Annotated in this window: 27 protein-coding genes; 20 read left to right on the plus strand and 7 right to left on the minus strand. The window is 61.5% G+C overall.

Features of this window, described 5'->3' with window-relative positions; genetic code table 11:
* The first annotated feature begins 12 nt into the window (after window positions 1-12).
* The 3 genes from CSQ95_RS12610 to CSQ95_RS12620 all read left to right on the plus strand — a co-directional run bounded on the left by CSQ95_RS12610 (window position 13) and on the right by CSQ95_RS12620 (window position 2,789).
* Window positions 13-669 carry a DsbA family protein gene (locus tag CSQ95_RS12610; RefSeq protein ID WP_099409858.1) on the plus strand — a complete coding sequence of 219 codons (657 nt, stop codon included), beginning with the start codon at window positions 13-15 and terminating at the stop codon, window positions 667-669.
* A gap of 94 nt (window positions 670-763) precedes the next feature.
* Window positions 764-2,227 (plus strand): catalase, encoded by a 1,464-nt coding sequence (locus CSQ95_RS12615; protein ID WP_099409768.1) that lies wholly within the window; start codon window positions 764-766, stop codon window positions 2,225-2,227.
* Window positions 2,228-2,405: 178 nt separating this feature from the next.
* Window positions 2,406-2,789: a hypothetical protein gene (locus tag CSQ95_RS12620; protein WP_070222728.1), complete on the plus strand. Its 384-nt coding sequence runs from the start codon at window positions 2,406-2,408 to the stop codon at window positions 2,787-2,789.
* A gap of 59 nt (window positions 2,790-2,848) precedes the next feature.
* Here the strand turns inward: CSQ95_RS12620 and CSQ95_RS12625 are convergent, their stop codons facing one another.
* The 4 genes from CSQ95_RS12625 to CSQ95_RS12640 all read right to left on the minus strand — a co-directional run bounded on the left by CSQ95_RS12625 (window position 2,849) and on the right by CSQ95_RS12640 (window position 9,493).
* The gene (locus tag CSQ95_RS12625; protein ID WP_099409859.1) at window positions 2,849-6,427 is read right to left on the minus strand and encodes a M1 family aminopeptidase; all 3,579 of its coding nucleotides are present in this window, start codon (window positions 6,425-6,427) and stop codon (window positions 2,849-2,851) included.
* A 10-nt stretch (window positions 6,428-6,437) separates the two neighbouring features.
* Window positions 6,438-7,331 (minus strand): ABC transporter ATP-binding protein, encoded by an 894-nt coding sequence (locus CSQ95_RS12630; RefSeq protein WP_070222726.1) that lies wholly within the window; start codon window positions 7,329-7,331, stop codon window positions 6,438-6,440.
* 182 nt (window positions 7,332-7,513) lie between these two features.
* Complete coding sequence (locus tag CSQ95_RS12635; protein ID WP_099409769.1) at window positions 7,514-8,710, minus strand: ABC transporter permease; 1,197 nt, start codon at window positions 8,708-8,710, stop codon at window positions 7,514-7,516.
* 3 nt (window positions 8,711-8,713) lie between these two features.
* Window positions 8,714-9,493 (minus strand): ATP-binding cassette domain-containing protein, encoded by a 780-nt coding sequence (locus tag CSQ95_RS12640; RefSeq protein ID WP_099409770.1) that lies wholly within the window; start codon window positions 9,491-9,493, stop codon window positions 8,714-8,716.
* Between the two features lie 147 nt (window positions 9,494-9,640).
* Here CSQ95_RS12640 and CSQ95_RS12645 point away from each other — a divergent pair, with 147 nt between their 5' ends.
* Together CSQ95_RS12645 and coq7 are read left to right on the plus strand one after the other, a co-directional pair.
* Complete coding sequence (locus tag CSQ95_RS12645) at window positions 9,641-10,072, plus strand: hypothetical protein (protein ID WP_070289994.1); 432 nt, start codon at window positions 9,641-9,643, stop codon at window positions 10,070-10,072.
* An 86-nt stretch (window positions 10,073-10,158) separates the two neighbouring features.
* Entirely contained in the window at window positions 10,159-10,803 is a 645-nt protein-coding gene (gene coq7, locus CSQ95_RS12650) for a 2-polyprenyl-3-methyl-6-methoxy-1,4-benzoquinone monooxygenase (RefSeq protein WP_099409771.1), read from the plus strand.
* A 98-nt stretch (window positions 10,804-10,901) separates the two neighbouring features.
* Here the strand turns inward: coq7 and CSQ95_RS12655 are convergent, their stop codons facing one another.
* Window positions 10,902-11,324: an OsmC family protein gene (locus CSQ95_RS12655; protein ID WP_070222716.1), complete on the minus strand. Its 423-nt coding sequence runs from the start codon at window positions 11,322-11,324 to the stop codon at window positions 10,902-10,904.
* A 225-nt stretch (window positions 11,325-11,549) separates the two neighbouring features.
* On the opposite strand from CSQ95_RS12655, the gene rplM reads away from it, so the two are divergent.
* The 5 genes from rplM (at window position 11,550) to erpA (ending at window position 14,525) form a co-directional block, all read left to right on the plus strand.
* Complete coding sequence (gene rplM / locus CSQ95_RS12660; protein ID WP_010393282.1) at window positions 11,550-11,978, plus strand: 50S ribosomal protein L13; 429 nt, start codon at window positions 11,550-11,552, stop codon at window positions 11,976-11,978.
* 9 nt (window positions 11,979-11,987) lie between these two features.
* Window positions 11,988-12,380: a 30S ribosomal protein S9 gene (gene rpsI / locus CSQ95_RS12665; protein ID WP_010393285.1), complete on the plus strand. Its 393-nt coding sequence runs from the start codon at window positions 11,988-11,990 to the stop codon at window positions 12,378-12,380.
* A 170-nt stretch (window positions 12,381-12,550) separates the two neighbouring features.
* Window positions 12,551-13,588: an N-acetyl-gamma-glutamyl-phosphate reductase gene (gene argC / locus CSQ95_RS12670; protein ID WP_070312424.1), complete on the plus strand. Its 1,038-nt coding sequence runs from the start codon at window positions 12,551-12,553 to the stop codon at window positions 13,586-13,588.
* A 90-nt stretch (window positions 13,589-13,678) separates the two neighbouring features.
* A complete protein-coding gene (locus CSQ95_RS12675; RefSeq protein WP_070222864.1) occupies window positions 13,679-14,068 on the plus strand; it encodes a polymer-forming cytoskeletal protein in 390 nt (129 codons plus the stop codon).
* 94 nt (window positions 14,069-14,162) lie between these two features.
* Window positions 14,163-14,525 carry an iron-sulfur cluster insertion protein ErpA gene (gene erpA / locus CSQ95_RS12680; protein WP_029496047.1) on the plus strand — a complete coding sequence of 121 codons (363 nt, stop codon included), beginning with the start codon at window positions 14,163-14,165 and terminating at the stop codon, window positions 14,523-14,525.
* Window positions 14,526-14,694: 169 nt separating this feature from the next.
* Here the strand turns inward: erpA and CSQ95_RS12685 are convergent, their stop codons facing one another.
* Together CSQ95_RS12685 and CSQ95_RS12690 are read right to left on the minus strand one after the other, a co-directional pair.
* Window positions 14,695-15,789 (minus strand): anhydro-N-acetylmuramic acid kinase, encoded by a 1,095-nt coding sequence (locus CSQ95_RS12685; RefSeq protein WP_099409772.1) that lies wholly within the window; start codon window positions 15,787-15,789, stop codon window positions 14,695-14,697.
* Between the two features lie 141 nt (window positions 15,790-15,930).
* Entirely contained in the window at window positions 15,931-17,298 is a 1,368-nt protein-coding gene (locus tag CSQ95_RS12690) for a M23 family metallopeptidase (RefSeq protein WP_070289999.1), read from the minus strand.
* Between the two features lie 154 nt (window positions 17,299-17,452).
* Between CSQ95_RS12690 and tyrS the strand changes: the two genes are divergently transcribed.
* From tyrS to ruvB, 10 genes are all read left to right on the plus strand, one after another.
* Window positions 17,453-18,718 (plus strand): tyrosine--tRNA ligase, encoded by a 1,266-nt coding sequence (gene tyrS / locus CSQ95_RS12695; RefSeq protein WP_070290002.1) that lies wholly within the window; start codon window positions 17,453-17,455, stop codon window positions 18,716-18,718.
* Window positions 18,715-19,164: a D-aminoacyl-tRNA deacylase gene (gene dtd, locus CSQ95_RS12700; RefSeq protein ID WP_099409773.1), complete on the plus strand. Its 450-nt coding sequence runs from the start codon at window positions 18,715-18,717 to the stop codon at window positions 19,162-19,164. The genes tyrS and dtd overlap by 4 nt, the downstream gene beginning before the upstream one ends.
* Before the next feature lie 26 nt (window positions 19,165-19,190).
* Entirely contained in the window at window positions 19,191-19,823 is a 633-nt protein-coding gene (locus CSQ95_RS12705; RefSeq protein ID WP_099409774.1) for a YbhB/YbcL family Raf kinase inhibitor-like protein, read from the plus strand.
* Between the two features lie 3 nt (window positions 19,824-19,826).
* Window positions 19,827-20,471, plus strand: a complete 645-nt coding sequence (locus CSQ95_RS12710) for a histidine phosphatase family protein (protein ID WP_099409775.1) — start codon at window positions 19,827-19,829, stop codon at window positions 20,469-20,471.
* A 118-nt stretch (window positions 20,472-20,589) separates the two neighbouring features.
* On the plus strand, window positions 20,590-21,642 hold the full coding sequence (dusB, locus tag CSQ95_RS12715) for a tRNA dihydrouridine synthase DusB (RefSeq protein ID WP_099409776.1): 1,053 nt from the start codon (window positions 20,590-20,592) through the stop codon (window positions 21,640-21,642).
* A 191-nt stretch (window positions 21,643-21,833) separates the two neighbouring features.
* On the plus strand, window positions 21,834-22,067 hold the full coding sequence (locus tag CSQ95_RS12720) for a helix-turn-helix domain-containing protein (RefSeq protein ID WP_008445162.1): 234 nt from the start codon (window positions 21,834-21,836) through the stop codon (window positions 22,065-22,067).
* A gap of 107 nt (window positions 22,068-22,174) precedes the next feature.
* Window positions 22,175-23,761, plus strand: a complete 1,587-nt coding sequence (purH, locus tag CSQ95_RS12725) for a bifunctional phosphoribosylaminoimidazolecarboxamide formyltransferase/IMP cyclohydrolase (RefSeq protein ID WP_099409777.1) — start codon at window positions 22,175-22,177, stop codon at window positions 23,759-23,761.
* Window positions 23,762-23,941: 180 nt separating this feature from the next.
* Window positions 23,942-24,481 (plus strand): crossover junction endodeoxyribonuclease RuvC, encoded by a 540-nt coding sequence (ruvC, locus tag CSQ95_RS12730; RefSeq protein WP_034749205.1) that lies wholly within the window; start codon window positions 23,942-23,944, stop codon window positions 24,479-24,481.
* A 58-nt stretch (window positions 24,482-24,539) separates the two neighbouring features.
* Entirely contained in the window at window positions 24,540-25,118 is a 579-nt protein-coding gene (ruvA, locus tag CSQ95_RS12735) for a Holliday junction branch migration protein RuvA (RefSeq protein ID WP_034784779.1), read from the plus strand.
* Between the two features lie 6 nt (window positions 25,119-25,124).
* Entirely contained in the window at window positions 25,125-26,180 is a 1,056-nt protein-coding gene (ruvB, locus tag CSQ95_RS12740) for a Holliday junction branch migration DNA helicase RuvB (RefSeq protein ID WP_070312419.1), read from the plus strand.
* Window positions 26,181-26,198 lie beyond the last annotated feature (18 nt).

Here is a 26,198-nt window from a genome sequence, read left to right on the forward strand (position 1 = left end):
GGCAACGCCGGCATGCCCACATTGCACTACATTTTCGACCCCCTGTGCGGCTGGTGCTACGGCGCGGCGCCGCTGGTCGAGGCGGCGCGCGCCGTGCCCGGCCTGACGGTGGCGTTCCACGGCGGCGGCATGATGACGGGCAGTAATCGCCGCCAGATCACGCCCGCCTGGCGCGGCTATGTGCTGCCGCATGACCGGCGCATCGAGCAAATGTCGGGCCAGCCCTTCGGCGACGCCTATATCAACGGCTTGCTGAACGACACGACGGCCATGATGGATTCCGAGCCGCCGATCACGGCCATCCTGGCGGCTGAATCGCTGGCCGGCAAGGGCCTGGACATGCTGCAGCGCGTGCAGCGCGCCCATTACGTGGACGGCTTGCGCATCGCCGACGTGCCCGTGCTGGCGGCGCTGGCGCAAGAGCTGGGCATGGATGGGACGGCATTCCAGGCCGCGTATGCACGGCAGGCGGGCGCCGCCACGCAACAGCACATCGACGCCAGCCGCGCCTTGCTGGCGCAGGTGGGCGGACAGGGCTTTCCCACGTTCGTGCTCGACGATGGCAGCGGCAAGCTGTCCGTGATCGATATCGGCGGCTTCCTGGGCCAGCCGGCGAAGTTGCAGGCGGAACTGGGCGGCGTGTGCGATGCTCACGGCTGTGCATTGTAAATAGCTATCAGTTCGATAAAATCAATTACCTTTTCCTTTGTTGTTGACCTCGTTACACTAGGTTTCATCAGTCAACAACGAAGGAAAAGCAGTCATGAGCCAACAGCCGCCATTCAGTACCGCCTCGGGCATCCCCGTCGCCGACAACCAGAACTCCATCAGCGCCGGCCCCCGTGGCCCCCTGCTGCTGCAAGACTTTCACCTGATCGAAAAACTCCAGCATTTCAACCGCGAGCGCATTCCCGAGCGCGTCGTGCACGCCAAAGGCTCGGGCGCCTACGGCACCTTTACCGTCACGCACGACATCTCGCGCTATACCAAGGCCAGGCTGTTCAGTGAAGTGGGCAAGCAGACGGCCACCTTCGCCCGTTTCTCTACCGTGGGCGGCGAACGCGGCAGTGCGGATACGGAACGCGACCCGCGTGGCTTCGCCGTGCGTTTCTATACGGAAGAGGGCAACTGGGACCTGGTCGGCAACAACACGCCGATGTTCTTCATCAAGGACCCGATCAAGTTCCCCGATTTCGTCCACACGCAAAAGCGCGATCCGCAAAGCAACCTGAAATCGGCCGAGATGATGTTCGACTTCTGGAGCCATGCGCCGGAAAGCCTGCACCAGGTCACCATGCTGTTCTCGGACCGCGGCACGCCGGACGGCTACCGCCACATGGATGGCTTCGGCAGCCACACGTATAGCCTGATCAATGCGGACGGCCAGCGCGTGTACGTGAAATGGCATTTCAAGACGCGCCAGGGCATCAAGAATTTGCCTGCGGCGGAAGCGGGCCGCCTGGCCGGTGCCGACCCGGACTACGCCCAGCGCGACCTGTTCGGCGCCATCGCGCGCGGCGATTTCCCCCAGTGGGAAGTCAAGCTGCAGGTGGCGACGCAGGAGCAGCTCGATGCATGGGAGCAGCGTACGGGCTGGAATCCGTTCGACCTGACGAAGGTGTGGCCGCACGCGGACTTTCCGCTGTTGCCCGTCGGTATTTTCGAGCTGAACCGCAACCCGGACAATTACCACGCGGAAGTCGAGCAAGCCGCCTTTTCGCCGGCCAACGCCGTGCCCGGCATGGGGTACTCGCCGGACAAGATGCTGCAAGGCCGCTTGTTCGCTTACCACGACGCCCAGCTGTACCGCGTCGGCACGAACCACCAGCATTTGCCCGTGAATGCGGCGCGCTGCCCCTTCCATAACCAGCAGCGCGACGGCGGCATGGCGATCCACAATGGCAGTTCTGCGCAGAATTACGCGAACGTGGCGGCGGCGGGCACGCAGCCGCAAGGGCTGGGCCATGGCGAGGGGGCGCTGGCGCTGGCTGGCGGCGCGGCCCGCTACGATGGGCGCGGCGTGGAAGATGATTACACGCAGGCCGGCAATCTGTTCCGCTTGATGTCGGCCCAGGCCAGGCAAAACCTGTTCGACAACCTGGCCGGCCCCCTGAGTCAGGTGCGGCCGGAAACCTTGCAGCGTCAGCTCGCTCACTTCGACCAGGCCGACCCAGCCTACGGCGCCGGCGTGCGGGCCGCCTTGCAGGCACGCGGCGTGGCACTGTAATTGTGTGTGGCAGGCGGAATAAGCTGGTTCCGCCTGTTTGATGCAGCACAAATGAGAGCTTATTAGAGCTTGATGCCAAATATTGCCGTATGGACATATTTGCCTTCCATGCGTAGACTTGTCGGTCTGATGATCGCGCCGCCTTCCTGGCGGCGTCCTGACTAGAAAGTCTTGCAATATGAATATGGCGAAGCTGTGCGTGCATGGGGATGACCCCACGCTCAAATCCATCCTCGAAGTCTTGCCTACCGATCCGGAGCGGCAATGGCGCAAGGGCGAGGCGAAGGGCGCGAATCGCGTGCATCTCGATTCCGGCTTCGATGTGCTGATCGCACAAGCGCCCAAATCGCAAGTGTTGCCCTCGCGCATACGCAGCTACTTGGCCGAATGCCGTTCGCGCGGCGTGACGTTCACCATGCCGCGCATCGTGGCCGAGCTGCAACTGGAGCTGAATGGCGACGACACGGTCGATGCGCCGCTCGACTTGAGCCTGGCCGACATGCAGCACCTGACGGAAATGGGCATCAGCCTGAGCCTGGTGACGCGCTGCGCCGCAGCCTGATTCCCGTGTGACACGAAAAAAAATGGCCGCCCATCATTGAAACGGGCGGCCATTTTTCGTCATGGTTCGTCGAGCTCGACGGTGACCATATTGTCATCGGGCTTGCGGTCGATCAGCTTGTTGTCAGGATCGATGCCCGCCTTGCCGGGGCGGCTGCCGACGATGACGGTGTAGCTCGCTTCGCGGGCCGTCATGCGCAGCCGTTCGCGCAGCAGCGGATGGCCATTCGCGTCGTCGACGCCGATCTCGATCCAGTCATGCAGCGGTGCGTCGTGTTCCTCGCCCTGTTCGCCGGCCGTCAATTTGCTTGCCTGCACCTTGATGGTGACGGCGTATTTGCCATCGCTGCGTTTCTTGGCCGTGGCCGACAGGGCGCGGTTGTCGAACAGCACGATTTTCTCGAACAGGTCGTCGATCAGGTAAGCCTGCTCGGGCGGCGTGACCTGGCGCAAGCCCTGGACCAGCGCCGTCACGCTCGCATACGGCGGGCCTTTCTGGCCGTAGGTCTTGAGCAGCTCGCGCAGCACGCCGTTGACCTTGTCCTCGCCGATGATGTCCTGCAGCAAGTACATGGCCAGGCTGCCCTTGTGATAGTGGATGTAGGCCTGGTTTTCATTCTCGGCCAGCGGCAATTCCTTCTTGCGTTCCTCGCTGCGCCCCATCAGATATTGATTCAGGTCATAGCGCAGGAAACGGCGCATCTTGGCCGGTCCCACGGTCTTCTTCATCACCATCAGGGCCGAATATTCGGCCAGGGTTTCGCTGAGCACGGTGGCGCCCCGCGTATTGCCGCCCACCAACTGATGCGCCCACCACTGGTGCGCCACTTCATGCGCCGTGATGTAGAACGGATAGTCGATATCCTTCGGGTTCTTGTCGTCCACCTTGGCGATAAAACCCAGGCCTTCCGAGTACGGTATCGTGTTCGGGAACGATTGCGCAAACGTGGCGTAGCGGGGGAATTCGACGATGCGCAGGATCTTGTGCTGGTAGGGGCCGAAGTTCTTCGTGTAGTACTCGAGCGCTTCCTTGCTGCCGCGCACGAAACGCTCGAGGTTGTATTCATGGCCAGGATGGAAATACACGTCGATGGCCACGTCTTGCCAGCGCTCGTGCTTGACGGCGTAGCGGGCCGACTGGAACGCATAGAAATTCAGGATCGGCTGGTCCATCGTGTAATGGAAGTAATGGCGGCCCTTGGCGATCCAGTCGTTGTCCAGCATGCCCGGCGCGATGGCCGTCTGGCCGTCGACGGTGCTGACGGTGGCGTCAAAGTTGATGCGGTCGGCGTCGTTGCTGACGTAATTGTCGGCCAATCCCTTCGCATCGTCGCGCGGCAAGGCCCGTTCGCGCGCGGGCAAGCCGTGTTTCTTGCGGTCGCGCGGGTCCGTCAATTCCAGCTGCGGCTGGTAACCGATGTGCGGCAGCACGGCATTCGTGAAGAAAGTGCCGTTGGCCACCACGGGCGTGTCCTGGCCCAGGCCGAAGATGCCGCGCGGCGCGTAGCGGATGTCGAAATCGAGGCCCAGGGTGGCGCCCGGCGCCAGCGGCGCGGCCAGGCGGTAGCTGTAAAAGCCCAGCTTGCCGTCATCGAGGCCGGGATGCACGCGCGTATCGAAACGCAGGCGCATGGTGGCGGTCGGGTCTTGCTGCACAAAAATGTGGCTGATCGGCAGGCTGGTCTTGTTTTGCAGCAGATAGCGGCCCGTGACGGCCAGGGTGCGCTGCGCCGGGTAGATGGCCACGTCGAGTTTCACGTCGGTGATTCTCGGCTGCGGCGTGGCGGCAAACTTGCGGTACTGGCGCTCGATGCTGGCGCGGTCCGCATCGCGGGAAAATTCGGACTGGTAATCGTTGGCCAGGTGGAAAACGTAAAACAGCACGCCGCCGGCGCCGACGAAGATCAGGGCGCCGCCGGCAAAGCTGGCCAGCACGCCATGCGTGAGGCCGTGGCGCGCCAGGCGCAGGCGGATGCGCCAGCTGTCCTGCGCGCCGCGGGGCCAGAACAGCAGCGACAGCACCGTCAGCATGACGGCCGCGCCGCTCCAGTACAGCAAGTACCAGCGCTCGCGCAACACAAAGTGGCCGGCGCCGTTCATGGCCGAATACACGACCTCCGGCGTGCTGCCGTACAGCAGCAGCGGGTCGCCCAGGCCCAGCGAGGAAAAGCTGATGCTGGCGATGTGGTACAGAATCATGGCGAAATACGCCAGGTATTTCTGATTGATCAGCACCTGCACGAAGATGGCCAGCACGGCGACCAGCGCATAGTAGGGCAGGTGCGACAGGAACAGCGATTCCACGTACAGGCCGGGGTCGAGGCGGTAATAGCCCTTGAAGACCTGAATCGACATGCCGCACAGCATAATGACCAGGCTCAGCAAGGCTTGCAGGCCGACCAGCGCACACAGTTTCGACAGCAGGGGCAGCCAGTTCGGCACGGGCAGGGCGTCGAGCATCAGATGCGTGCCCGCTTCCCGTTCGCGCCACACCAGCTCGCCCGCGTAGAAGGTGGTAATGATCAGCATGAACAGGGCGAACGAGGCGCTGACCATGTCCAGCACCTTTTCCGTCACGGGATAGGTATTCGTGCCGTAGATGGAGCCCATGTCCAGCGCGCCCGCATACATGGTCAGCACGCCGGCCAGCACGATGACGACGAAATAGATGTTCTTGATGGTTTCGCGCAGGTTCAGCCAGCTCATCTTGACGAGCAGGACGGCCAGGTTGCGTTGCGCGAAGTCCGGTGTTTCCTGCGTGGACAGCGAAGCGTTCGACAGGCGCTGCGGCGCCTCGCCCTCGCTGCGGCGCCGGGTGGCGCCCGCGTCCGTCGTCGCGTGGAACTGGAAGCGCCAGTAGCCAAGCAGCAAGGCCACCAGGGCGAAGCCGGACCAGATGGCGCGGTTCAGCAGGTACACGCCCTCCAGGGTCACCAGGCGCGTGTTGCGTTCCGCGTTCGGCCAGTATTCCGTCAGGCGTATCAGCGCCGTGGTGCCGAAAGGATCGATCAGGGCGGCCAGGGTCTTGTAGTCGAGGTCGCGCGCCAGCGACGGCGCCACCAGGTAGCCGATCAGCATGACCACCGAGCTGATATACACGGGCAGCATGCGCCGCGTCAGGGCGGCGATGACGAAGAAGATGGCGCCGAAGATGAACAGGTTGGGCAGCAGCGTAAAGACGTAGGGCATCAGATAGGCCAGCGCCCGCTGCGGCCCCAGCCGTTCGGGATCGATGCCGGGCAGCCAGGCGCCCAGCCAGGCGCCGATCACGATGCTGGAAAACACCACGGCCAGCACCAGGTAGGCGCCGAGGAAGCGGCCGAAGACGTACTGGTATTTTTTGATCGGCGCGCTGAAAAAGAAATGCTGCATGCCGTATTCGAAATCCTGCTGCACCGAGCGGCCCATCATGGCGGCCACGACCACGGCGCCGAAGCAGCCCAGCACGCTGCACGTGAACGCCAGCGAACGGGGGGCGTTGATCAGGAACTTGCCGCCGAAACTGATGCTCGCTTCCTTGAAGACGCCGCCTGCGGCCGCCATCCACAGCATGGCCAGCGCCAGGAACATGGCGAAATACACCCAGGTCGACAGCAGCTTGAGCCGCTGTCGTGCTTCAAAGCGGGCGATGGCAAACATGGCCGCCCCCTCAGTCGCATTGCGGGGCGACGCGGTGGCGCCCGGCAATGGTGGCGAAATACAGGTCTTCCAGGTCGCCGATGGCTTCCTCGAAGCCGTCGCCCGGGTCGTCGTCGCTGTAGACGTGGATCAGGGTGCGGCCCGACAGCAAGCGCGTGGAAATGACGGCGTGGCGCTGCTGGAAGCTGGCCAGTTCTTTCTTTTCGACGAAGCGCGCCCAGATCTTGCAGCTGACTTCGTCGATCAGTTCCTGGGTCTTGCCGCACAGCAGCAAATGCCCCTTGTTGATGATGGCCATGTTGGCGCACAGGTCGGCCACGTCGGACACGATATGCGTCGACAGGATCACCGTCTTGTCTTCGCCGATGTCGGACAGCAGATTGTGGAAGCGGACTCGCTCCTGCGGGTCGAGGCCGGCCGTCGGCTCGTCGACGATGATCAGTTTCGGGTCGCCCAGCAGGGCTTGCGCGATGCCGAAGCGCTGGCGCATGCCGCCGGAAAAGCCGCCCAGGCGCTGGTGGCGCACGTCGAACAGATTGGTTTGCTGCAATAGCCCATCGACGACTTCGCGCCGGCGCGCCCGCTGCGACAAGCCTTTTAACATGGCGAAGTGGTCGAGCAGCTCGTAGGCCGTCACTTTCGGGTACAGGCCGAAGTCTTGCGGCAGGTAGCCCAGCATGCGACGGATCTCGTCCTTGTCGTCGAGTACGTCGTAGTCGCCGAAGAAGATGGAGCCGGAATCGCATTCCTGCAAGGTGGCCAGGGTGCGCATCAGGGTCGACTTGCCGGCGCCATTCGGGCCCAGCAAGCCAAACATCCCGGGCGGTATCGTCAGCGAAACGTTGTCCAGCGCCACCACGCCATTCGCGTAGGTCTTCGACAATTTGCGGATCTGCAATTCCATACAACTCCTAACTCATGCGTTGCTGCCCGATGCGACAGGGCTACTCTATGCTGGCATTGTATTGAATTTAGGACGCACTGGGCAGTTGCATGCGATACACGGCATTTTCGCGTGCCCAGAGTGCAGTTGGCGAGGGCGGATGGCGGGCCGGTCCTGGTCTTGTCGGCCGCGCCACGAGAGTGTCAGTTACGGAATAAAACCGATTCCCGGTTAAACCACCAGCGGCACAGCATCAGCAGCGCGCCGGCGATCACCGTCGTCGAGGCCAGGATCACGCCGAACATGCGGTAATCCATGGTGCCTTTCACCAGTTCCTTCATGGCCAGCGACACGTTCGTCAGCGGCACCATGGCCCACATCCAGTTCAGCTCGACGCCGGGCAGCATGGCCGTCACCGTGGGCAGGATGACAAACAGCATCAGCGGCGTGATCATGCCGGCCGCCTCCTTGTAGCTCTTCGCGTAGATCGAGATCGACAGCAGCAGCGAGGCGAAGATGGCGGCCGTCGGCACCAGCATCAGGGTCACCATGGCCAGGTCGGGCAAGCCGATGCTGTGCACGAGGATGGCCATGTGGCCTTCCAGCGAGCTGCCGAAGATGGCCAGCAGGACGCCCATGCTGCCCACCATCAGCACGGCGGAGGTCATGCCCACCGTAAACAGCACGAGGAACTTGGCCAGCACGATGGCGCTGCGCGGCACGGGCGCCAGCAGCAGGGTTTCCAGCGTGCCCCGTTCCTTTTCGCCGGCGCCCAGGTCGATGGCCGGATACATGGCTGCCGTCAGGCACACCATCAGCAGCAGATACGGCACCATGCCGCCGATGATGGCGCCCATCTGTTCGCGCTCGTTGGCCGTCGATTGCTTGTCGAGCACGATGGGATTGAGCGCATAGGCCAGCTGGGCAGGGCTCAGGTTCAGGGCGGACAAGGCCCCTTCGCGCAGGCTGGCGTTGTAGGCGTCGACGATTTCGCGCACGCGCTGGTGCGTCACGTCCACCGAGCTGGCGCTGTTGTAGTGCAGGGTCACCTTGGCTTGCGCCTGCTGCTTCAGTGATTGTTCAAAATGCGGCGGGATGACGACGGCAAACTTGATGGTGTCGTCGCCGATGGCGCGGCGGATGTCCGCCTCGCTGGCCAGCGGCACTTCGCGCAGGTTGTGCTGCTGCGCAAAACGCGCGCTCAGGCCCGGCGAATGGTCCTTGCCGAACAGCGCGTAGCGCAGTTCCGCCGTTTTCGCGTTCTTGAACATATTGCTGGAAACATAAGCGAAGCCGCCAAAGATCAGCGGCATGGCAAAGATGGGGATAAGGATGGTGAAAATCAGCGTCTTGCGGTCGCGCGTGAGTTCCAGCAACTCTTTCAGATAAATGGTCCACATGGCTCAGGCTCCCTGGTTGATGACGCTGACAAAGGCGTCGTACAGATCGGTACTGCCGCCCAGGTGGCGCAGTTCGTCGACCGTGCCATGGAAGGCGGTGGTGCCGCGGTTGATGATGCAGACGCGGTCGCACAGCTTTTCCACCTCGTGCAGGTGGTGCGTGGAAAAGATCAGCGGCACGCGCAGCGCCTTGTAGCTGGCGATGAAGTCGAGCAGGATCTTGGCCGACATCACGTCCAGGCCCGTGGTCGGCTCGTCGAGGATGACCACTTGCGGCTCGTGCACGACGGTACGGGCGATCGCGCACTTCTGTTTCATGCCCGTCGACAACTGATCTGCCCGCTTGCCGCCGTATTCTTCCATCTGCAGCAAGGAAAACAGTTCGTCGCAGCGGCGTTTCAGCTTGTCGGCCGGCATACCATGCAGGCGGCCAAAGTATTCCACGTTCTCGCGCGCCGTCAGCCGGCCGTACAAGCCCGTCGAGCCGGACAAAAAACCGATGCTCTGGCGCGCCACCAGCGGCTGGCGCAGCACGTCGACGCCATTGACGAGGGCGCTGCCCGCGTCCGCCTGCAAGGCCGTCGACAGCAGGCGCAGGGTGGTCGTCTTGCCGGCGCCATTCGGACCCAGCAAGCCCAGCACTTCGCCGGGGGCGCAGCTGAAACTGACGTCGCGCACGGCGTGGAACCAGCCCTCATGTTCGCGCGGATCGCTCACGTGCACGCCCTTGCCCTTGTGGGGCGGCATGCGGAAACGTTTTGCCAGGTGCTTGACCTCTATCATGTGTTTCATCCATTCAACGGTGAACAACGAGAGTAGCATGCAAAAAATGTAACTTGCAAGGTGGAAATATCGTTTGGTCTATTGAAAAAAACAGCATCTTCATGCAAGCTGGCCCGGTGGCGCCGGCGGACGGCGCGGGAGAGCGTAATGCAAACGATCGATCAGGCGATGCAGGACAAGGTATTGGCCGTGGCGCGCGCCGGCATGACCAGTGCCGAAGCCATCGGTTTCTTCCGCGTCAGCCTGGGACTGTACTACCTGGCCGGACTGATGACGGAGCAAACCCTCGATTTCAAGCAGATCGACGCGAAGTACAACCGTTTTATTTACCACTCGCTAGGCGGCGGGCACAGCATCGCCAGCGTGCTGCAATTCATGAGCGGCGAGAAAGTCTTGCGCGTGCTGCAATCGGAGCGTTTTCGCGCCGCGTTTGCTCAGCATTGCCCGGACATTCCCGTCGACAGTATTTCTTTCCTGGTTTCACTGAACCTGGGCGTGGCGAAAAGCCTGTCCGGGCTCGATGCCGTCGGCCCCGTGGTGGACTGGATCGAGCAGGAAAAAGCGCGCACAGGTCAATAAAGCCCCGTTCGGCCCGCGCGCGGCGTGGGGACGGCTGGCCCTGATCGTCCTATAATTCATGTTTTCCCTTACATGAATAGCTCACGATGACCGCGAACCGCCATTTTGACCCCCTGGATCGTTTGATTGTTGGCGCCGACAAGGCCTTGCGCGTCATCGCGGGCGTGGCCTCGGCCTCGCGCCCCACGCCGGCCGCACATGCGCCCGATGCGGAGCTGAGCCCGGCCGAGCAGCGCCACAGCGCCGGCTTGATGCGCGTCAACCATGTGGGCGAAGTGTGCGCGCAAGCCTTGTACAACTCGCAGGCGCGCTATGCGCACAGCCCGGCCATCCGCGCCCAGTTCGACGAGGCGGGACGCGAAGAGGAAGACCACCTGGCCTGGACGGCGCAGCGCCTGACGGAGCTGGGCTCGCGTCTGAGCCTGCTCAATCCCCTGTGGTATGCGGGTTCGTTTGCGCTGGGCACCATCGCCGCGCGCATGGGCGACGGCCGCAGCCTGGGTTTTGTGGTGGAAACGGAACGCCAGGTGGAAGCGCACCTGGCCAGCCACCTGCAGGAATTGCCGCCGCAGGACGCCAAGTCGCGCGCCATCGTCAAGCAGATGGCCATCGACGAGGTGGAACACGGCGCCGCCGCCCAGCGACTGGGCGCCATCGACACGCCAGCGCCCGTGAAGGCGTTGATGGGGTTGATGGGCAAAGTGATGACAAAAACCGCGTATTACATCTGATATTTCTGTGTAGGTCGGCTTAGCGCGCAGCGCGTAAGCCGACAACATTGTTGGCGCCGTTGGTGTCGTCGGATTACGCGCTCACGCGCTAATCCGACCTACTCCTCGATGATTTCGAAGGAATGCGTGATCTCCGCGGTTTTCGCCAGCATGATGGACGCCGAGCAATATTTGTCATGCGACAATGAAACGGCCCGTTCCACGGCCGTCGGTTTCAGGGCCTTGCCCCGCACGGTGAAGTGGAAGTGGATCTTGGTAAAGACTTTCGGATCGGTGTCGGCGCGCTCGGCCTTCAGGGTCACTTCGCAGCCACTGACGGCTTCGCGGCCCCGTTTCAGGATCAGCACCACGTCATAGGCGGTGCAGCCGCCCGTGCCCAGCAAGACCATTTCCATGGGGCGCGGCGCCAGGTTGTGGCCGCCGCCATCGGGCGCGCCATCCATGGTCACCAGGTGGCCGGAACCGGTTTCTGCCCGAAAACTCATGCCCGACGGGCCATTCCAGCTGACTTTGCATTCCATCGTACTCTCCGAAAATTGTAAGCGTTTTGTATTGTAATAGAGGAATGCCCATCCATGTGCCGGCCGCCAGCCCGCAGCCGGTCTGCATCGTGGCTTGACGCGGCAGGGCAAAGCCGCTTATACTTGTCGGCTTTCCGTTCGCTCAGGAAAAGTAAATAAGGCAGAGTCCGCACAGCAACATCGGCGGAACCACCATTTGAGCGTGTAATCTATTAGGAAGTCAACATGAAAACATTTTCCGCTAAAGGACATGAAGTCCAGCGCGATTGGTTCGTGGTTGACGCGACGGACAAAGTCCTCGGACGTGTTGCCAGCGAAGTGGCACTCCGACTGCGCGGCAAACACAAACCAGAATTTACTCCTCACGTCGATACCGGCGACTTTATCGTCGTCATCAACGCAGGCAAACTGCGTGTGACCGGTACCAAAGCTACTGAGAAAATTTACTACCGTCACTCTGGCTATCCAGGCGGCATCTACGAAACCAACTTCCAGAAAATGCAACAGCGTTTTCCAGGTCGCGCGCTTGAGAAAGCGGTCAAGGGCATGCTGCCTAAAGGCCCACTCGGCTACGCAATGATCAAGAAGCTGAAAGTGTACGCGGAAGGTTCCCATCCGCACGCTGCTCAGCAACCTAAAGCACTTGTTCTCTAAGGAACTGACATGATCGGTAATTACAATTATGGAACCGGCCGTCGCAAAAGTGCAGTGGCTCGGGTTTTTATCAAAGTTGGCACAGGCTTGATCGTTGTTAACGGCAAACCAGCAAACGAATACTTTTCGCGCGAAACGGGTCTGATGGTCATCCGTCAACCTCTGGAACTGACCGGCAATGTCGAGCGTTTCGACATCAAAGTCAACGTCCATGGCGGCGGTGAGTCGGGCCAGGCTGGTGCAGTTCGTCACGGCATCACCCGCGCTCTGATCGACTACGATGCAGCGTTGAAACCGGAACTGGCTAAAGCCGGCTTCGTGACCCGCGATGCACGTGAAGTCGAGCGTAAAAAAGTTGGTCTGCGCAAAGCACGTCGCGCAAAGCAATTCTCGAAGCGTTAATTTCTACGCTACAGCACCTTGCGGGGTGCTGGTCGAAAAGCCGCTGGACTTCGGTCCCGCGGCTTTTTTGCATTTCAGCGTGACTCTGCGTTGCGCTGTAAAATACGCGGAAAACCCGCAGGGAGAGCGTTTCCCTTCATCTTTATGCAATCTATACACAAGGAAAGAACATGATCAAAGTTGGCATCGTCGGCGGCACTGGATACACGGGCGTGGAGTTGCTGCGCTTGCTCGCTACCCATCCAGATGTCGAATTGACGGCGATTACCTCGCGCAAGGAAGATGGCTTGCCCGTTGCCGACATGTATCCTTCCCTGCGTGGCCACGTCAAGCTGGCGTTTTCCTCGCCGGACAAGGCGAACCTGGAACAGTGCGACGTGGTCTTCTTCGCGACCCCGCATGGTGTTGCGATGGCGCAAGCGCCAGCCCTGCTGGCCGCCGGCGTGAAAGTCATCGACCTGGCCGCTGACTTCCGCCTGAAAGACCAGGCCAAGTTCGAGCAGTGGTACAAGATTCCCCACACGGCCCCTGAACTGATAGCCGAGGCCGTGTATGGCTTGCCGGAACTGAACCGCGAAGACATCAAGCAGGCAAAGCTGATCGCCAACCCCGGTTGCTACCCGACCACCATGCAGCTGGGCTTTTACCCGCTGCTCAAGGCGGGCCTCGTCAATGCGGGCGGCTTGATCGCCGACTGCAAGTCGGGCGTGTCCGGCGCCGGCCGCAAGGCGGAAATCGGCATCCTGTTCTCGGAAAGCAGCGACAGCTTCAAGGCCTATGGCGTGGCCGGCCACCGCCACCTGCCGGAAACGACGGCGCAGCTGCAGCGTTTCACGGATGAGAAAGTGGCGCTGACCTTCACGCCGCACCTGGTGCCGATGATCCGCGGCATGCATTCGACCCTGTACGCGCAGCTGAACAAGGATGTCAGCAATGAAGAATTGCAAGCCTTGTTCGAAACGCAATACAAGGACGAGCCTTTCGTCGACGTGATGCCATTCGGCTCGCACCCGGAAACCCGTTCCACGCGCGGCTCGAACATGCTGCGCCTGGCCTTGCACCGTCCCGAGGGCGGCAATACCGTCATCGTGCTGGTGGTGCAGGATAACCTGGTCAAGGGCGCTTCTGGCCAGGCCGTGCAGTGCATGAACTTGATGTTTGGCTTGAAAGAAACGGCCGGTTTGCAGCATATCGCCTTGCTGCCGTAAAAATAGGCAGCAGTGCTTGCGCGGGTCCGGCGCCTTTTTGCCGGACCTGTGCTAAATTGGACTGCCACGTATACCGACAGGATGACGTTCATGTTCGAGCGCAACGCGAAAAACCCCATCGACACCCTGATTGGCGCTTCCACGCGGATCGAGGGCGACTTGCTGTTTTGCGGCGGCTTGCGCATCGATGGCCATGTGCGCGGCAATGTCACGGGCGAGGCGGGCGAGTCCACGCACATAGTGCTGGGCGAGGCAGGGCGCATCGATGGCGAGGTGCGCTGCTCGAGCCTGGTTGTCAGTGGCGAGATCAATGGCCCTGTGTATGTGTCCGAAATGCTTGAAATCCAGCCAAAAGCCCGCATTGTAGGAGAGGTCTATTACAAGGTGCTGGAAATGCACAGCGGCGCATTGGTGCAGGGCAAGCTCAGCCGCCACGACAGCGCCGACCCCGTGCTGCACCTGGCCGTATCGGAAATGTGAGCAGGAACAACACCGGCTAGCCGCCTCTGCGGCCGCCGCAGCGCGAGTTGTGCCAACAGTCTATAATGAGGCTATGTTTTCTGAGGAGTCTGAAATGAATGCAGTCGCTGAAATGCAAGATGTGATCCCTTCGCCTATCATCTTTACCGATAGCGCCGCCGAAAAAGTCGCGCAGCTGATCGAGGAAGAAGGCAATCCCGACCTGAAATTGCGCGTCTTCGTGCAGGGCGGCGGCTGTTCCGGCTTCCAGTACGGTTTCACCTTCGACGAAATCGTCAACGAAGATGACACCACCATGGTCAAGAACGGCGTTCAGCTGTTGATCGACTCCATGAGCTACCAGTACCTGGTCGGCGCGGAAATCGACTACAAGGATGACCTGGAAGGCGCGCAGTTCGTGATTAAAAACCCGACCGCGACGTCGACCTGCGGTTGCGGTTCGTCATTCTCGGTATAAGCAAGCACACCTGAGAAAACGTCCATGGCGGCGTTGCATTGCCTCGCCGTACTATTCGTACTGTCTTTGGCAATGCGCCTTGCCCTGAACGTTTTTTAGGCGCGCCGGTTTACAGGCGCAATATAAAAATAGCGGATCATCGATCCGCTATTTGTGTTTCTGCGTCCGCTTAGCGCGGATAGAGCGCGCCCAGCACCCGCAAGCCCTGAGCACCCGTCACGGCCGGCAAATTGCCCGGCTTGCGCTGTGTAAAGCGCCAGGCCAGCCAGGCAAACGCCAGTGCCTCGACCTGGCTTGGCGCCACCCCCAGCGCTTCCGTCGACTCCACCGCCATGCCCGGCAATTCCCGGGCCAGCGCCGCCATCAGGCTGGCATTCTGCGCGCCGCCGCCGCACACATACGCGGTTTCCGCGTGCGCTCCGTCGCGCGCGATGGCCTGCGCCAGGCTGACGGCCGTCAGCTGCGTCAAGGTCGCCTGCACGTCGGCGGCTTGGGCGCCACGGTGATTCGCCAGCTTGCCTTGCAGCCAGTCGGCGTGGAACAGGTCGCGGCCCGTGCTTTTCGGCGCCGGCAAGTCAAAATAGGGATCGTCGAGCAAATCCGCCAGCAGGGCGGGGATGACTTGGCCAGTGGCGGCCCAGGCGCCGTTGGCGTCGTAGGGCTGGCCCAGATGCCGCAAGGCCCAGCCATCCATCAGCGCATTGCCGGGCCCCGTGTCGTAGCCCGTTACCGCGCCGTCCGCGTGCAGCACGCTGATATTGCTGATGCCGCCGATATTGGCCAGCACGCGCGTGTGGCCGGGCAAGTTGAAAATGGCCTGGTGAAAAGCGGGCACCAGCGGCGCGCCCTGGCCGCCGGCCGCCACGTCGCGGCTGCGCAAGTCGGCGATGACGTCGATGCCCGTCAGTTCCGCCAGCAGGGCCGGGTTGTTCAACTGGCGCGTAAAGCCCAGCTCGGGGCGGTGGCGGATGGTCTGGCCATGCGCGCCGATGGCGGCGATGGCGTCCGCACCGATGCCCGCCTCGCTCAACAGCAGGGCGACGCAGTCGGCGTAATGGCGCACGAGCTGATTGGCTGCCAGTGCTTCGCGTTCGATTTCATTCTGGCCGGCACTTTGCAAGGCCATCAGGTCGGCGCGCAGGGTGGCCGGAAAGGCAATGTAGGCGTCGCCCAGGCTGCGCGTGCCGCCATCGTCGGAAAAGTCGACCAGCGCGCCATCGACGCCATCGAGGCTGGTGCCAGACATCAAACCGATATACAGCATGGGGGTTGTCCTTGAATGCATAAGTGATGGGGTGCATTGTGCCGCATTTGTGCCGTGCGCACGCGGGAAAAAACAAAGGCACCGGCCATCTGCATGGGCGGTGCCTTTATATGTTGCCCGAAGGCAGTGTTGCAATGTCGTTTAACGCGACGCCAGTGCCGTGTCGTTCGGACGCAGCAGGGTGAAGCGGTGCATCATGTCGGCGGAGACCATGCGGAAACGGCTCAGCTCGGCAGCCGTCAATGGCGCTTGGGCTTGTACGTTCAGCTTGCTTGGATCTTGTGCCACGCCGCCGACGCGGAATTCATAGTGCAAATGGGCGCCCGTGGACCAGCCGGTGGTGCCCACGTAGCCGATCACATCGCCCTGGCTGACTTTTTGACCTTTTTTCAGGCCCGAAGCGAAGCGGCTCATGTGGGCGTAGGCGGTGCTATAGTTGGCCCAATGTTTCAGAACAACAACATTACCGTAGCCGTTCTGGCTGCCGACGGAATCGACCACGCCGTCGCCCGAAGCGCGGATAGGCGTGCCCGTTGCTGCGGCGAAATCGATGCCCTTGTGTGCTTTCCAGTTGCCGGAAATCGGGTGCACGCGCATGGAGAAGCCGGACGAGATGCGGGAGAATTCGAGGGGGGATTTCAGGAAGGCTTTTTTGAGGGACTTGCCGTCGAAACTGTAGTAACCGCCGCCTTGCTTGCTGGCTGGGTCTTCAAACCAAACGGACTGGTAAGTCGTGCCGCGGTTGGTGAATTCACCGGCCAGGATGCGGCCCGCTCGGACAAATTCGCCATCTTGCCAGAACGTTTCGTAGACCACATTAAACGAGTCGCCGCGTTTCAGGTCGGAACGGAAGTCGATATTGGTCGAGAACATTTCCACGATTTGTGCGGAAATCGAGTCTGGCAGGCGGGTGCCGTCCAGGCTGGAGTCGGTGGCGGCAAACAGGGTGGAAGTAATCTTGCGCGCGTGCATTTCAACGCGGCGTTCCAGCTGAGCTGCCACTTCCGTGGCCACGAACTTGTCGCCCTTGCGGGTGATCAGGATGTTCTTGACCGATTTGTCGGTGCCGTCGACGAGGGTGGCGCGCATCCAGTTGAGGTCGCCGTTTTCGGTCGTTTGCGCTTGCACGCGCTTGCCCGATTTCAGCAACATCACGCCGCGCGCGATCTTGTCGGTTTTGATGAAATTGGCCGCCGCCGGATCATCCACGCCGAGACGGGTCAGCAGGGTGGCGAGGGTATCGCCAGCGCGGACTTTTTCTTCGTGGGTGAAATTCTGGTCTACCTGTTCCATCGCGGAAATTTGCGAGGCGAGATCAGGCATTTCCAGGTTCTGGGCGATGGACGTGACCGGCAAGTCGGATGCGTCGGGCGCCATGGGCGACACAGCGACCGCGCCGAAGGCGGCCACGGCGAGCAGCACCGCGGATGCGCCAATAATGCGCGCCTTGCGTGTCGTCGTCAGCTGTGTGTACAAGCGTGAGCCTGTGATTTTATGTATAGGGTTCATGCAATCAGTTAAAATTTGCCCTTGAACGATTCGTGAACTAGTGCTCTTTGTTATTGTTATTTTGGTTCGTTTTCATACGGCAAGATTGATGGGATCGAGCATTATAGCAAACTCCGCAAACCTACCACCATTTTGAGATTTATAGTCAAATTTTATGGAAATCAACACCACCGCATCGCCTACAAAGGCTAACGCCGCTCAGACCGCGCTTCCACTGTCGGACAGAGTACAAGAAGCCCTCGCGATTACCAAGCGTGGCGTCGACGAACTCTTGATCGAAAGCGAATTTGCGCAAAAATTAGCGCGCTCCGAGAAAACCGGTGTTCCACTGCGCATCAAACTGGGCCTGGACCCGACCGCACCCGACTTGCATCTGGGCCACACTGTCGTGCTGAACAAGATGCGCCAGCTGCAAAACCTCGGCCATCAAGTCATTTTCCTCATCGGCGATTTTACTTCCATGATCGGCGACCCTTCGGGCCGCAACGTCACGCGCCCGCCGCTGACCAAGGAACAGATCGAGATTAACGCGATGACGTATTTCGCGCAAGCATCTTTAGTGTTGGATGCCAGCAAGACGGAAATCCGCTATAACTCCGAGTGGTGCGATCCGCTGGGCGCGCGCGGCATCATCCAGCTCGCTTCCCACTACACGGTGGCGCGCATGATCGAGCGCGACGACTTCACCAAGCGCTTCCAGGGCGGCATTCCGATTTCCGTGCATGAATTCCTGTACCCGCTGATGCAAGGCTACGACTCGGTGGCCCTGAAATCGGACCTGGAACTGGGCGGCACGGACCAGAAGTTCAACCTGCTGGTGGGCCGCGAACTGCAAAAGCAGTACGGACAGGAGCAGCAGTGTATTTTGACCATGCCGCTGCTGGAAGGTTTGGATGGCGTGGAAAAAATGTCCAAGTCGAAGAATAACTACATCGGCATCACGGAACCGGGCAACACCATGTTCGCCAAGCTGATGAGTATTTCCGACGTCATGATGTGGCGCTACTACGAGCTGCTGTCGTGGCGCTCGATCGCCGAACTGGCCCAGCTGAAGCGCGAAGTCGAGGAAGGGCGCAATCCGCGCGACGCCAAGGTTGCGCTGGCGCAAGAAATCGTCGCCCGTTTCCACTCGCAGCAGGCGGCCGAAGATGCGCTGGCCGACTTCGTCAACCGCTCGAAGGGCGGCATTCCTGACGATATCCCGGCAGTAACCCTGGCCGGCGCCCCGCTGGGCATCCCGCAATTGCTGAAACAGGCGGGCCTGTGCCCGTCGACATCGGAAGCCATGCGCAAGATCGACCAGGGCGGTGTGCGTATCGACGGCACCGTCATCAGCGACAAGGGCCTGCAAGTGGCGGCCGGCGAATTCGTGTTGCAAGTTGGCAAGCGCAGTTTCGCGCGCGTCACCTTGACGGCATGATCGCGCTGCTGCAGAGAGTCACGCAGGCGAAAGTCGACGTCGGCGGCGCCACCGTCGGCGCCATCGACGCCGGCCTGATGGTGCTCGTGTGCGCGGAGCGGGGCGATACGGAGAAGGAAGCGGACGCCCTGCTGACCAAACTGCTCGGCTATCGCGTGTTTGCCGACGAAGCGGGCAAGATGAACCGCAGCGTGACGGACGTGGCCGGCGGCTTGCTGCTGGTACCGCAGTTCACCCTGGCGGCCGATACCAAGTCCGGCACGCGCCCGTCGTTTACGCCGGCGGCCGCGCCGCAGGATGGCTTGCGCCTGTTCACGCATTTCGTGGACCAGGCGCGCGGCCGCCATGCGACCGTGCAAACGGGGCAGTTCGGCGCCGACATGCAGGTGTCGCTCACCAATGACGGCCCCGTCACGTTCTGGCTACAAGTAAACGCAAAGCAATAACTAAAAAATATAAAGAGGAGCAAGCGATGAAATTGTGGAGCGAGACGTTTCGTGATGGCGGCCTGATGCCGGCCGACTATGCCTTTGCCGAGATCGATCCGGCCAGCCGCGTGCGCCTCGCCGGCAACCGCAATCCCCATCTGGCCTGGGACGAGGTGCCCAACGGCACCGAGTCGCTGGCCCTGTTCTGCATCGATTCCGATGCGCCGCAAGACGCCCGCCTGGCCAACCGCGACGACCAGTCCCTGCCGCTGACGGCGCTGCGCGGCGACTTTTATCACTGGAGTTTGCTCGACTTGCCGCCCGCCATGCGTTCTATTGCCGCCGGCGAATTTTCCAGCGGCATCACGCCGCGCGGCAAGGCTGCAGGTACTGGACTGCGCCAGGGCATCAACGACTACACGGGCTGGTTTGCCGGCGATGCCGCCATGGCCGGCGATTATTATGGCTATGATGGCCCGTGCCCGCCGTGGAATGACGAGCGCATCCACCACTATATTTTCCGCCTGTATGCGCTCGACGTGCCGCGCCTGGAGCTGCTCGAGCGTTTTACGGGGCAGCAAGCCCATGCCGCTCTCTATGGCCACATCCTCGACGAAGCCCAGCTCGTCGTCGCCTACTCGCTCAATCCCGAGTTGGCACTTACCCTGAAGAAATAACGCATGAGCACCACGATTTTACTGATACGCCATGGCGAGACGGCCTGGAATGCGGGCCGCCGCCTGCAGGGCCATATCGACATCGCCCTCAACGAGGCGGGCCTGGCGCAAGCGGCCGCGCTGGGGCAGGCGCTGGCGGACGAGCCGCTGGCCGCCATCATCGCCAGCGATCTGCAGCGCGCGCAGCAGACGGCGCAAGCCGTTGCTCAATTGAAATATTTGCCCGTGCAGACGGATCCCTTGCTGCGCGAGCGCTGCTATGGCGCCTTCGAAGGCTTGCTGTATGCGGACATCGCCGCGCGCTATCCGCACGAGTATGCGCAATGGCAATCGCGCCAGATCGACGCCGTGATGCCATCGGGCGAGCGCGACGCGGAGAGCTTCCGCCAGTTTTACGCACGCGCGAATGGCGCCATCGCCCGCTGGGCCGAACGCTATGACGGCCAGACGATCGCCATCGTGGCGCACGGCGGCGTGCTCGAGTGCGCTTACCGCGAGGCGGTCGGCATGACGCTCGACAGTCCGCGCGACTTCCAGGTCAAAAATGCCAGTGTCAACCGCTTCTCGTATGCGGACGGCAAGCTGCATTTGGTGCACTGGGGAAATGTCGAGCACCTGAGCGCGCCCGCGATGGACGAGCTGGGGTAAGAGTGCCCTAAGCGGCGCCATCCTCACTCTGACGCACTGATCCAAAAAAATAGTGCTTATTAAATAGGCAGGGAATCGGTTAAAATAGCAGGTTCCTCCGTCCATTCCAGGTTCTTCAGTGCAAATCGGCCCTCACATTCTGCGCAACAATGTTTTCGTCGCTCCCATGGCGGGCGTGACGGATCGGCCTTTCCGCCAGTTGTGCAAGCAACTGGGTGCCGGCTACGCCGTGTCGGAGATGGCGGCGTCGAATCCGCGCCTGTGGGCAACGGAAAAAAGCGCGCGCCGCACGGATCACGACGGCGAAATGGAGCCGAAAGCCGTGCAGATCGCCGGCGCCGATCCGCAAGATCTGGCCGACTGCGCCAGGTTCAACGTGGACCGGGGTGCGCAGATCATCGACATCAACATGGGCTGCCCCGTCAAAAAGGTGTGCAACAGCTGGTGCGGTTCGGCCCTGCTGCAAAACGAAAGCCTGGTCGAAAAGATTTTGCACGCCGTCGTCAACGCCGTCGACGTGCCCGTCACCCTGAAATTTCGCACGGGCTGGAACCGTTCCAACAAGAATGCTCTCACCATCGCCCGCATCGCCGAGCAAGCGGGCATCCAGATGCTGACCCTGCACGGCCGCACGCGCGCCGATGGCTACAAGGGCGATGCCGAATATGAAACGATTGCTGCCGTGAAAGCATCGGTGGGCATTCCCGTGGTGGCCAACGGCGACATTACCACTCCGGAAAAGGCCCGTTTTGTGCTCGATCAAACGGGCGCCGATGCCGTCATGATCGGCCGCGCGGCGCAGGGCCGGCCGTGGATTTGCCGCGAGATCGACCATTTCCTGCGCACCGGCACCTTGTTGCCGGCGCCGTACGTGGATGAAGTGCGTACCCTGATGGATGAGCATTTGCGCGCCCATTATGCGTTTTATGGCGAATTTCTCGGCGTGCGGACGGCGCGCAAGCACATCGGCTGGTACGTCAAGGATCTGGAAGGCGGCGAAGCGTTCCGCCAGGAAATGAACTTGCTGGAGTCGACGGATGCGCAGTTGCTGGCTGTCGATCAATTTTTTGAGTCGCAATGGAAATTTGGCGAACGGTTACAATACCGCCTCGCCGAATCCAGTGAAAGTGGGCTGATCGATGTGATCAAACCTGCGGCCACGGCAGCATGAGCAGATAGCAAGGCAGTTGCATAAGTTGGTAGCAATAGCGATAAGTACGAGTGATAAGAAGTACCAGGGCGAACGCCTATACAGAGCGTCATGCAATATTAATTACAACACCGAGGCAGGAGGGCAGCACGCGGACCGCATGAGCGGCGCGGCGCCGGATGGCCAGGTGTTCAGCCGGTTGAAGCATAAAAATGAGCAAAGAAAGCATTCAGGAAGTCGTACAGAAAAGTCTAGAAGATTACTTCAATGACCTGGGCGAACAGCAAGCATCGAATATCTACGACATGGTCGTGCTGACCGTGGAAAAGCCCATCCTGGAAGTCGTGATGACACGCGCCGATGGCAACCAGTCGCACGCCGCGCAGATGCTGGGCATCAACCGCAATACCCTGCGCAAGAAATTGCAGGAGCACGGTTTGCTGTAATGCCGGCATGCAAGTGACGCCAAGATTTGAATCCGCCGCAGCGGGCCCGGCCTGATAGCTGACTGCTGCGCCATTCGCCAAGAACACTTAACCACCTAGCCACAGCCATGATCAAACAAGCTCTCCTCTCCGTTTCCGACAAGACCGGCGTTCTCGACTTCGCCCGTGCCCTGTCCGCCCTCGGCGTCAACCTCCTGTCCACCGGCGGCACCGCCAAATTGCTGGCAGACAACGGTGTTCCTGTCACGGAAGTTGCCGATTACACGGGTTTCCCGGAGATGCTCGATGGTCGTGTGAAGACCCTGCACCCGAAAGTGCACGGCGGTATCCTGGCGCGCCGCGATTTCCCTGAGCACATGTCGAAACTGGTCGAGCACGACATGCCGACCATCGACATGGTGGTGGTCAACCTGTACCCGTTCCAGGGCACGGTCGCCAAGGCCGATTGCACGCTGGAAGACGCGATCGAAAACATCGATATCGGCGGCCCGACCATGCTGCGTTCGGCGGCCAAGAACCACAAGGATGTGGTCGTCATCTGCGACCCGACCGACTACGACGCGGTGCTGGCGGAAATGCGCTCGGCCGACGGCCAAGCCGGCGACGTCAGCTATGACACCAAATTCATGCTGGCGAAAAAAGTCTTTGCGCACACGGCGCAATACGACGGCGCCATCACCAACTACCTGACCAGCCTGGGCCCGACGAAGGTGCACGCCGAGCGCGGCGCCTATCCGCAAATCCTGAACGTTGCCTTTGAAAAAGTGCAAGACATGCGCTACGGCGAGAACCCGCACCAGAGCGCCGCCTTCTACCGCGACCTCGTCGCCACCGATGGCGCGCTGGCCAACTACCGCCAGTTGCAAGGCAAGGAATTGTCGTACAACAACATCGCCGATGCCGATGCGGCCTGGGAATGCGTGAAGAGCATGGGCGGCTTCGAGCAAAGCGCCGCCTGCGTCATCGTCAAGCATGCGAACCCGTGCGGCGTGGCCCTGGGCAAGAACGCAGCGGAAGCGTACGCGCACGCCCTGCAGACGGACCCGACCTCCGCATTCGGCGGCATCATCGCGTTTAATACCGAACTGGACGGCGCCACCGCCGGCGAAATCGCCAAGCTGTTCGTGGAAGTGCTGATCGCTCCATCGTTCTCCGCCGAAGCGAAACAGATTCTGTCGAGCAAGCAAAACGTGCGCATGCTGGAAATCCCGCTGGGCAGCGGCGTGCACGCCATGGACTTCAAGCGCGTCGGTGGCGGCTTGCTGGTGCAATCGCCGGACGCGAAAAACGTCGGCATCGGCGACTTGCGCGTGGTGAGCAAGCTGCAGCCGACGCCGCAGCAACTGGCCGACCTGATGTTCGCCTGGAAAGTGGCGAAATTCGTCAAGTCGAACGCCATCGTTTTCTGCGGCAATAACATGACCCTGGGCGTGGGCGCAGGCCAGATGAGCCGTATCGACTCGGCCCGCATCGCTTCCATCAAGGCGCAAAACGCGGGCTTGTCGCTGACCGGTTCCGTGGTGGCGTCGGACGCCTTCTTCCCGTTCCGCGATGGCCTCGACGTTGTCGTCGACGCAGGCGCGACCTGCGTGATCCACCCGGGCGGCTCCATGCGCGACCAGGAAGTGATCGATGCGGCGGACGAGCGCGGCGTCGTGATGCTCTATACGGGAACGCGTCACTTCCGTCATTGATAGTGAAGAGAGTAGGTCGGATTAGCGGGGCCGAAGGCCGCGCGTAATCCGACAAGCGCAGTTGGCGACGCATGTCGGATTACGCGTACCGCTAATCCGACCTACAACTCTCGATAAGGTACTCAGCGGCAGGCACCGGTTATTCACCGGTGCCTGCCGTATTCATTATAGAATCTGGCGATGATTATTCTTGGCATCGATCCTGGCCTGCGCACGACCGGCTTTGGGGTCATTGAAAAACACGGCAACAAGCTGCGCTATATCGCGTCGGGCACCGTCAAGACGGGTTCCGAAGGGGAATTGCCGCCGCGCCTGAAGGTCATCCTGCGGGGCGTGAGCGAAATCGTCGGCACCTACCAGCCCGATTGCGCGGCCATCGAAAAAGTGTTTGTCAACGTCAACCCCCAATCGACTTTGCTGCTGGGCCAGGCACGGGGCGCGGCCATTTGTGCGCTGGTCCATGCCGACCTGTCGGTGGCCGAATACACGGCCCTGCAAGTGAAACAGGCCGTCACGGGCCACGGCAAGGCGGCCAAGGAGCAGGTGCAGGAGATGGTGTCCCGGCTGTTGTCCTTGCCTGGCTTGCCCGGCACGGATGCGGCCGATGCGCTGGGCGTGGCCATTTGCCATGCCAACAGCATCGATGCGCTGGCCATGATCGGCGCGCTGGCGCCCCAGCTGCAGGGCTTGCGCATGAAGCGCGGCCGTTTAGTAGGTTAACTGCGGCATGGCCCTCATAATTAATAAAAACTACGATACACAACATTAGGAACACGCGATGATAGGCCGTCTCTCCGGTATTTTGCTTGAAAAAAATCCGCCACAATTGCTGGTCGATTGCCAGGGCGTCGGCTATGAAGTCGACGTGCCGATGAGCACGTTTTACAACTTGCCCCACGTGGGCGAAAAAGTCGTGCTGTTTACGCACCAGGCCATCCGCGAAGATGCGCACCTGCTGTTTGGCTTCGGCAATGCGGCCGAGCGGGCCGTGTTCCGCCAGTTGATCAAGATCACGGGCGTGGGCGCGCGCATGGCGCTGTCCATCCTGTCCGGCATGACGATCGCCGACCTGGCGCAGGCGATCACCCTGCAGGATTCCGGCCGCCTCGTGAAAGTGCCTGGCATCGGCAAGAAGACGGCCGAACGGCTGCTGCTGGAATTGAAGGGCAAGATCGGTGCGGATCTCGGTCCGCTGGGTGCGCACGCGGCGCCCGATGCCCAATCGGACATCTTGAACGCGCTGGTCGCGCTCGGCTATTCCGACAAGGAAGCGCTGGCCGCCGTGAAAAACGTGCCGGCTGGCAGCGGCGTGTCGGACGGCATCAAACTGGCGCTGAAAGCGCTGTCGAAAGGCTGATAACGCATGAGCATCCAGACCGACAGCTTCACGGAACAGCGCATCATCGACGCGGCGCCCATCTCGCACAACGAAGAGGCGATTGAACGGGCCTTGCGCCCGAAGCAGCTCGACGAGTACGTGGGACAGGAAAAGATCCGCGATCAGCTGGAAATCTTCATCACGGCCGCGCGCCAGCGCAAGGAAGCGCTCGATCATACCTTGCTGTTCGGCCCGCCGGGCCTGGGCAAGACGACCCTGGCGCACATCATCGCGCGCGAAATGGGCGTCAATTTGCGCCAGACCTCCGGCCCCGTGCTCGAGCGCCCGGGCGACCTGGCGGCGATCCTGACGAACCTGGAAGCGAACGACGTCCTGTTCATCGATGAAATCCACCGCCTGTCGCCCGTCGTGGAAGAGATTTTATATCCGGCGCTTGAGGATTATCAAATCGATATCATGATCGGCGAAGGCCCGGCCGCCCGTTCCGTCAAGCTCGATCTGCAACCGTTTACATTAGTCGGCGCCACCACGCGCGCCGGCATGCTGACCAATCCGCTGCGCGACCGCTTCGGCATCGTGGCGCGCCTCGAGTTCTACAACACGGGCGAATTGACGAAGATCGTCACGCGCAGCGCCGCCTTGCTGAAAGCCCCGATCGACCCGGAAGGCGCGCATGAGATTGCCCAGCGCGCCCGTGGCACGCCCCGCATCGCCAACCGCCTGCTGCGCCGCGTGCGCGATTTCGCCGAAGTCAAAAGCAATGGTGACATCACCAAGGTGGTGGCCGACCGAGCGCTGGCCATGCTCGACGTCGATTCCGCCGGTTTCGACGTGATGGACCGTAAATTGCTCGAAGCCGTGCTGTTCAAGTTCGGCGGCGGCCCCGTCGGCATCGGCAATCTGGCCGCCGCCATCGGCGAAGCGGCCGATACCATCGAAGACGTGCTGGAACCGTACCTGATACAGCAAGGTTTCCTGCAGCGCACGCCCCGTGGCCGGGTCGCCACGCCGGCCGCCTACCTGCACTTCGGCGTCAGCGCGCCGCGCATGGGCCCGGGCGGCGAAGCGTGGGAACTGTGATGGCGGAAGCTGGTGAGC

This window comes from Janthinobacterium sp. BJB304, from assembly GCF_002735765.1.
In the GTDB taxonomy this organism is placed as follows: Bacteria; Pseudomonadota; Gammaproteobacteria; order Burkholderiales; family Burkholderiaceae_D; genus Janthinobacterium.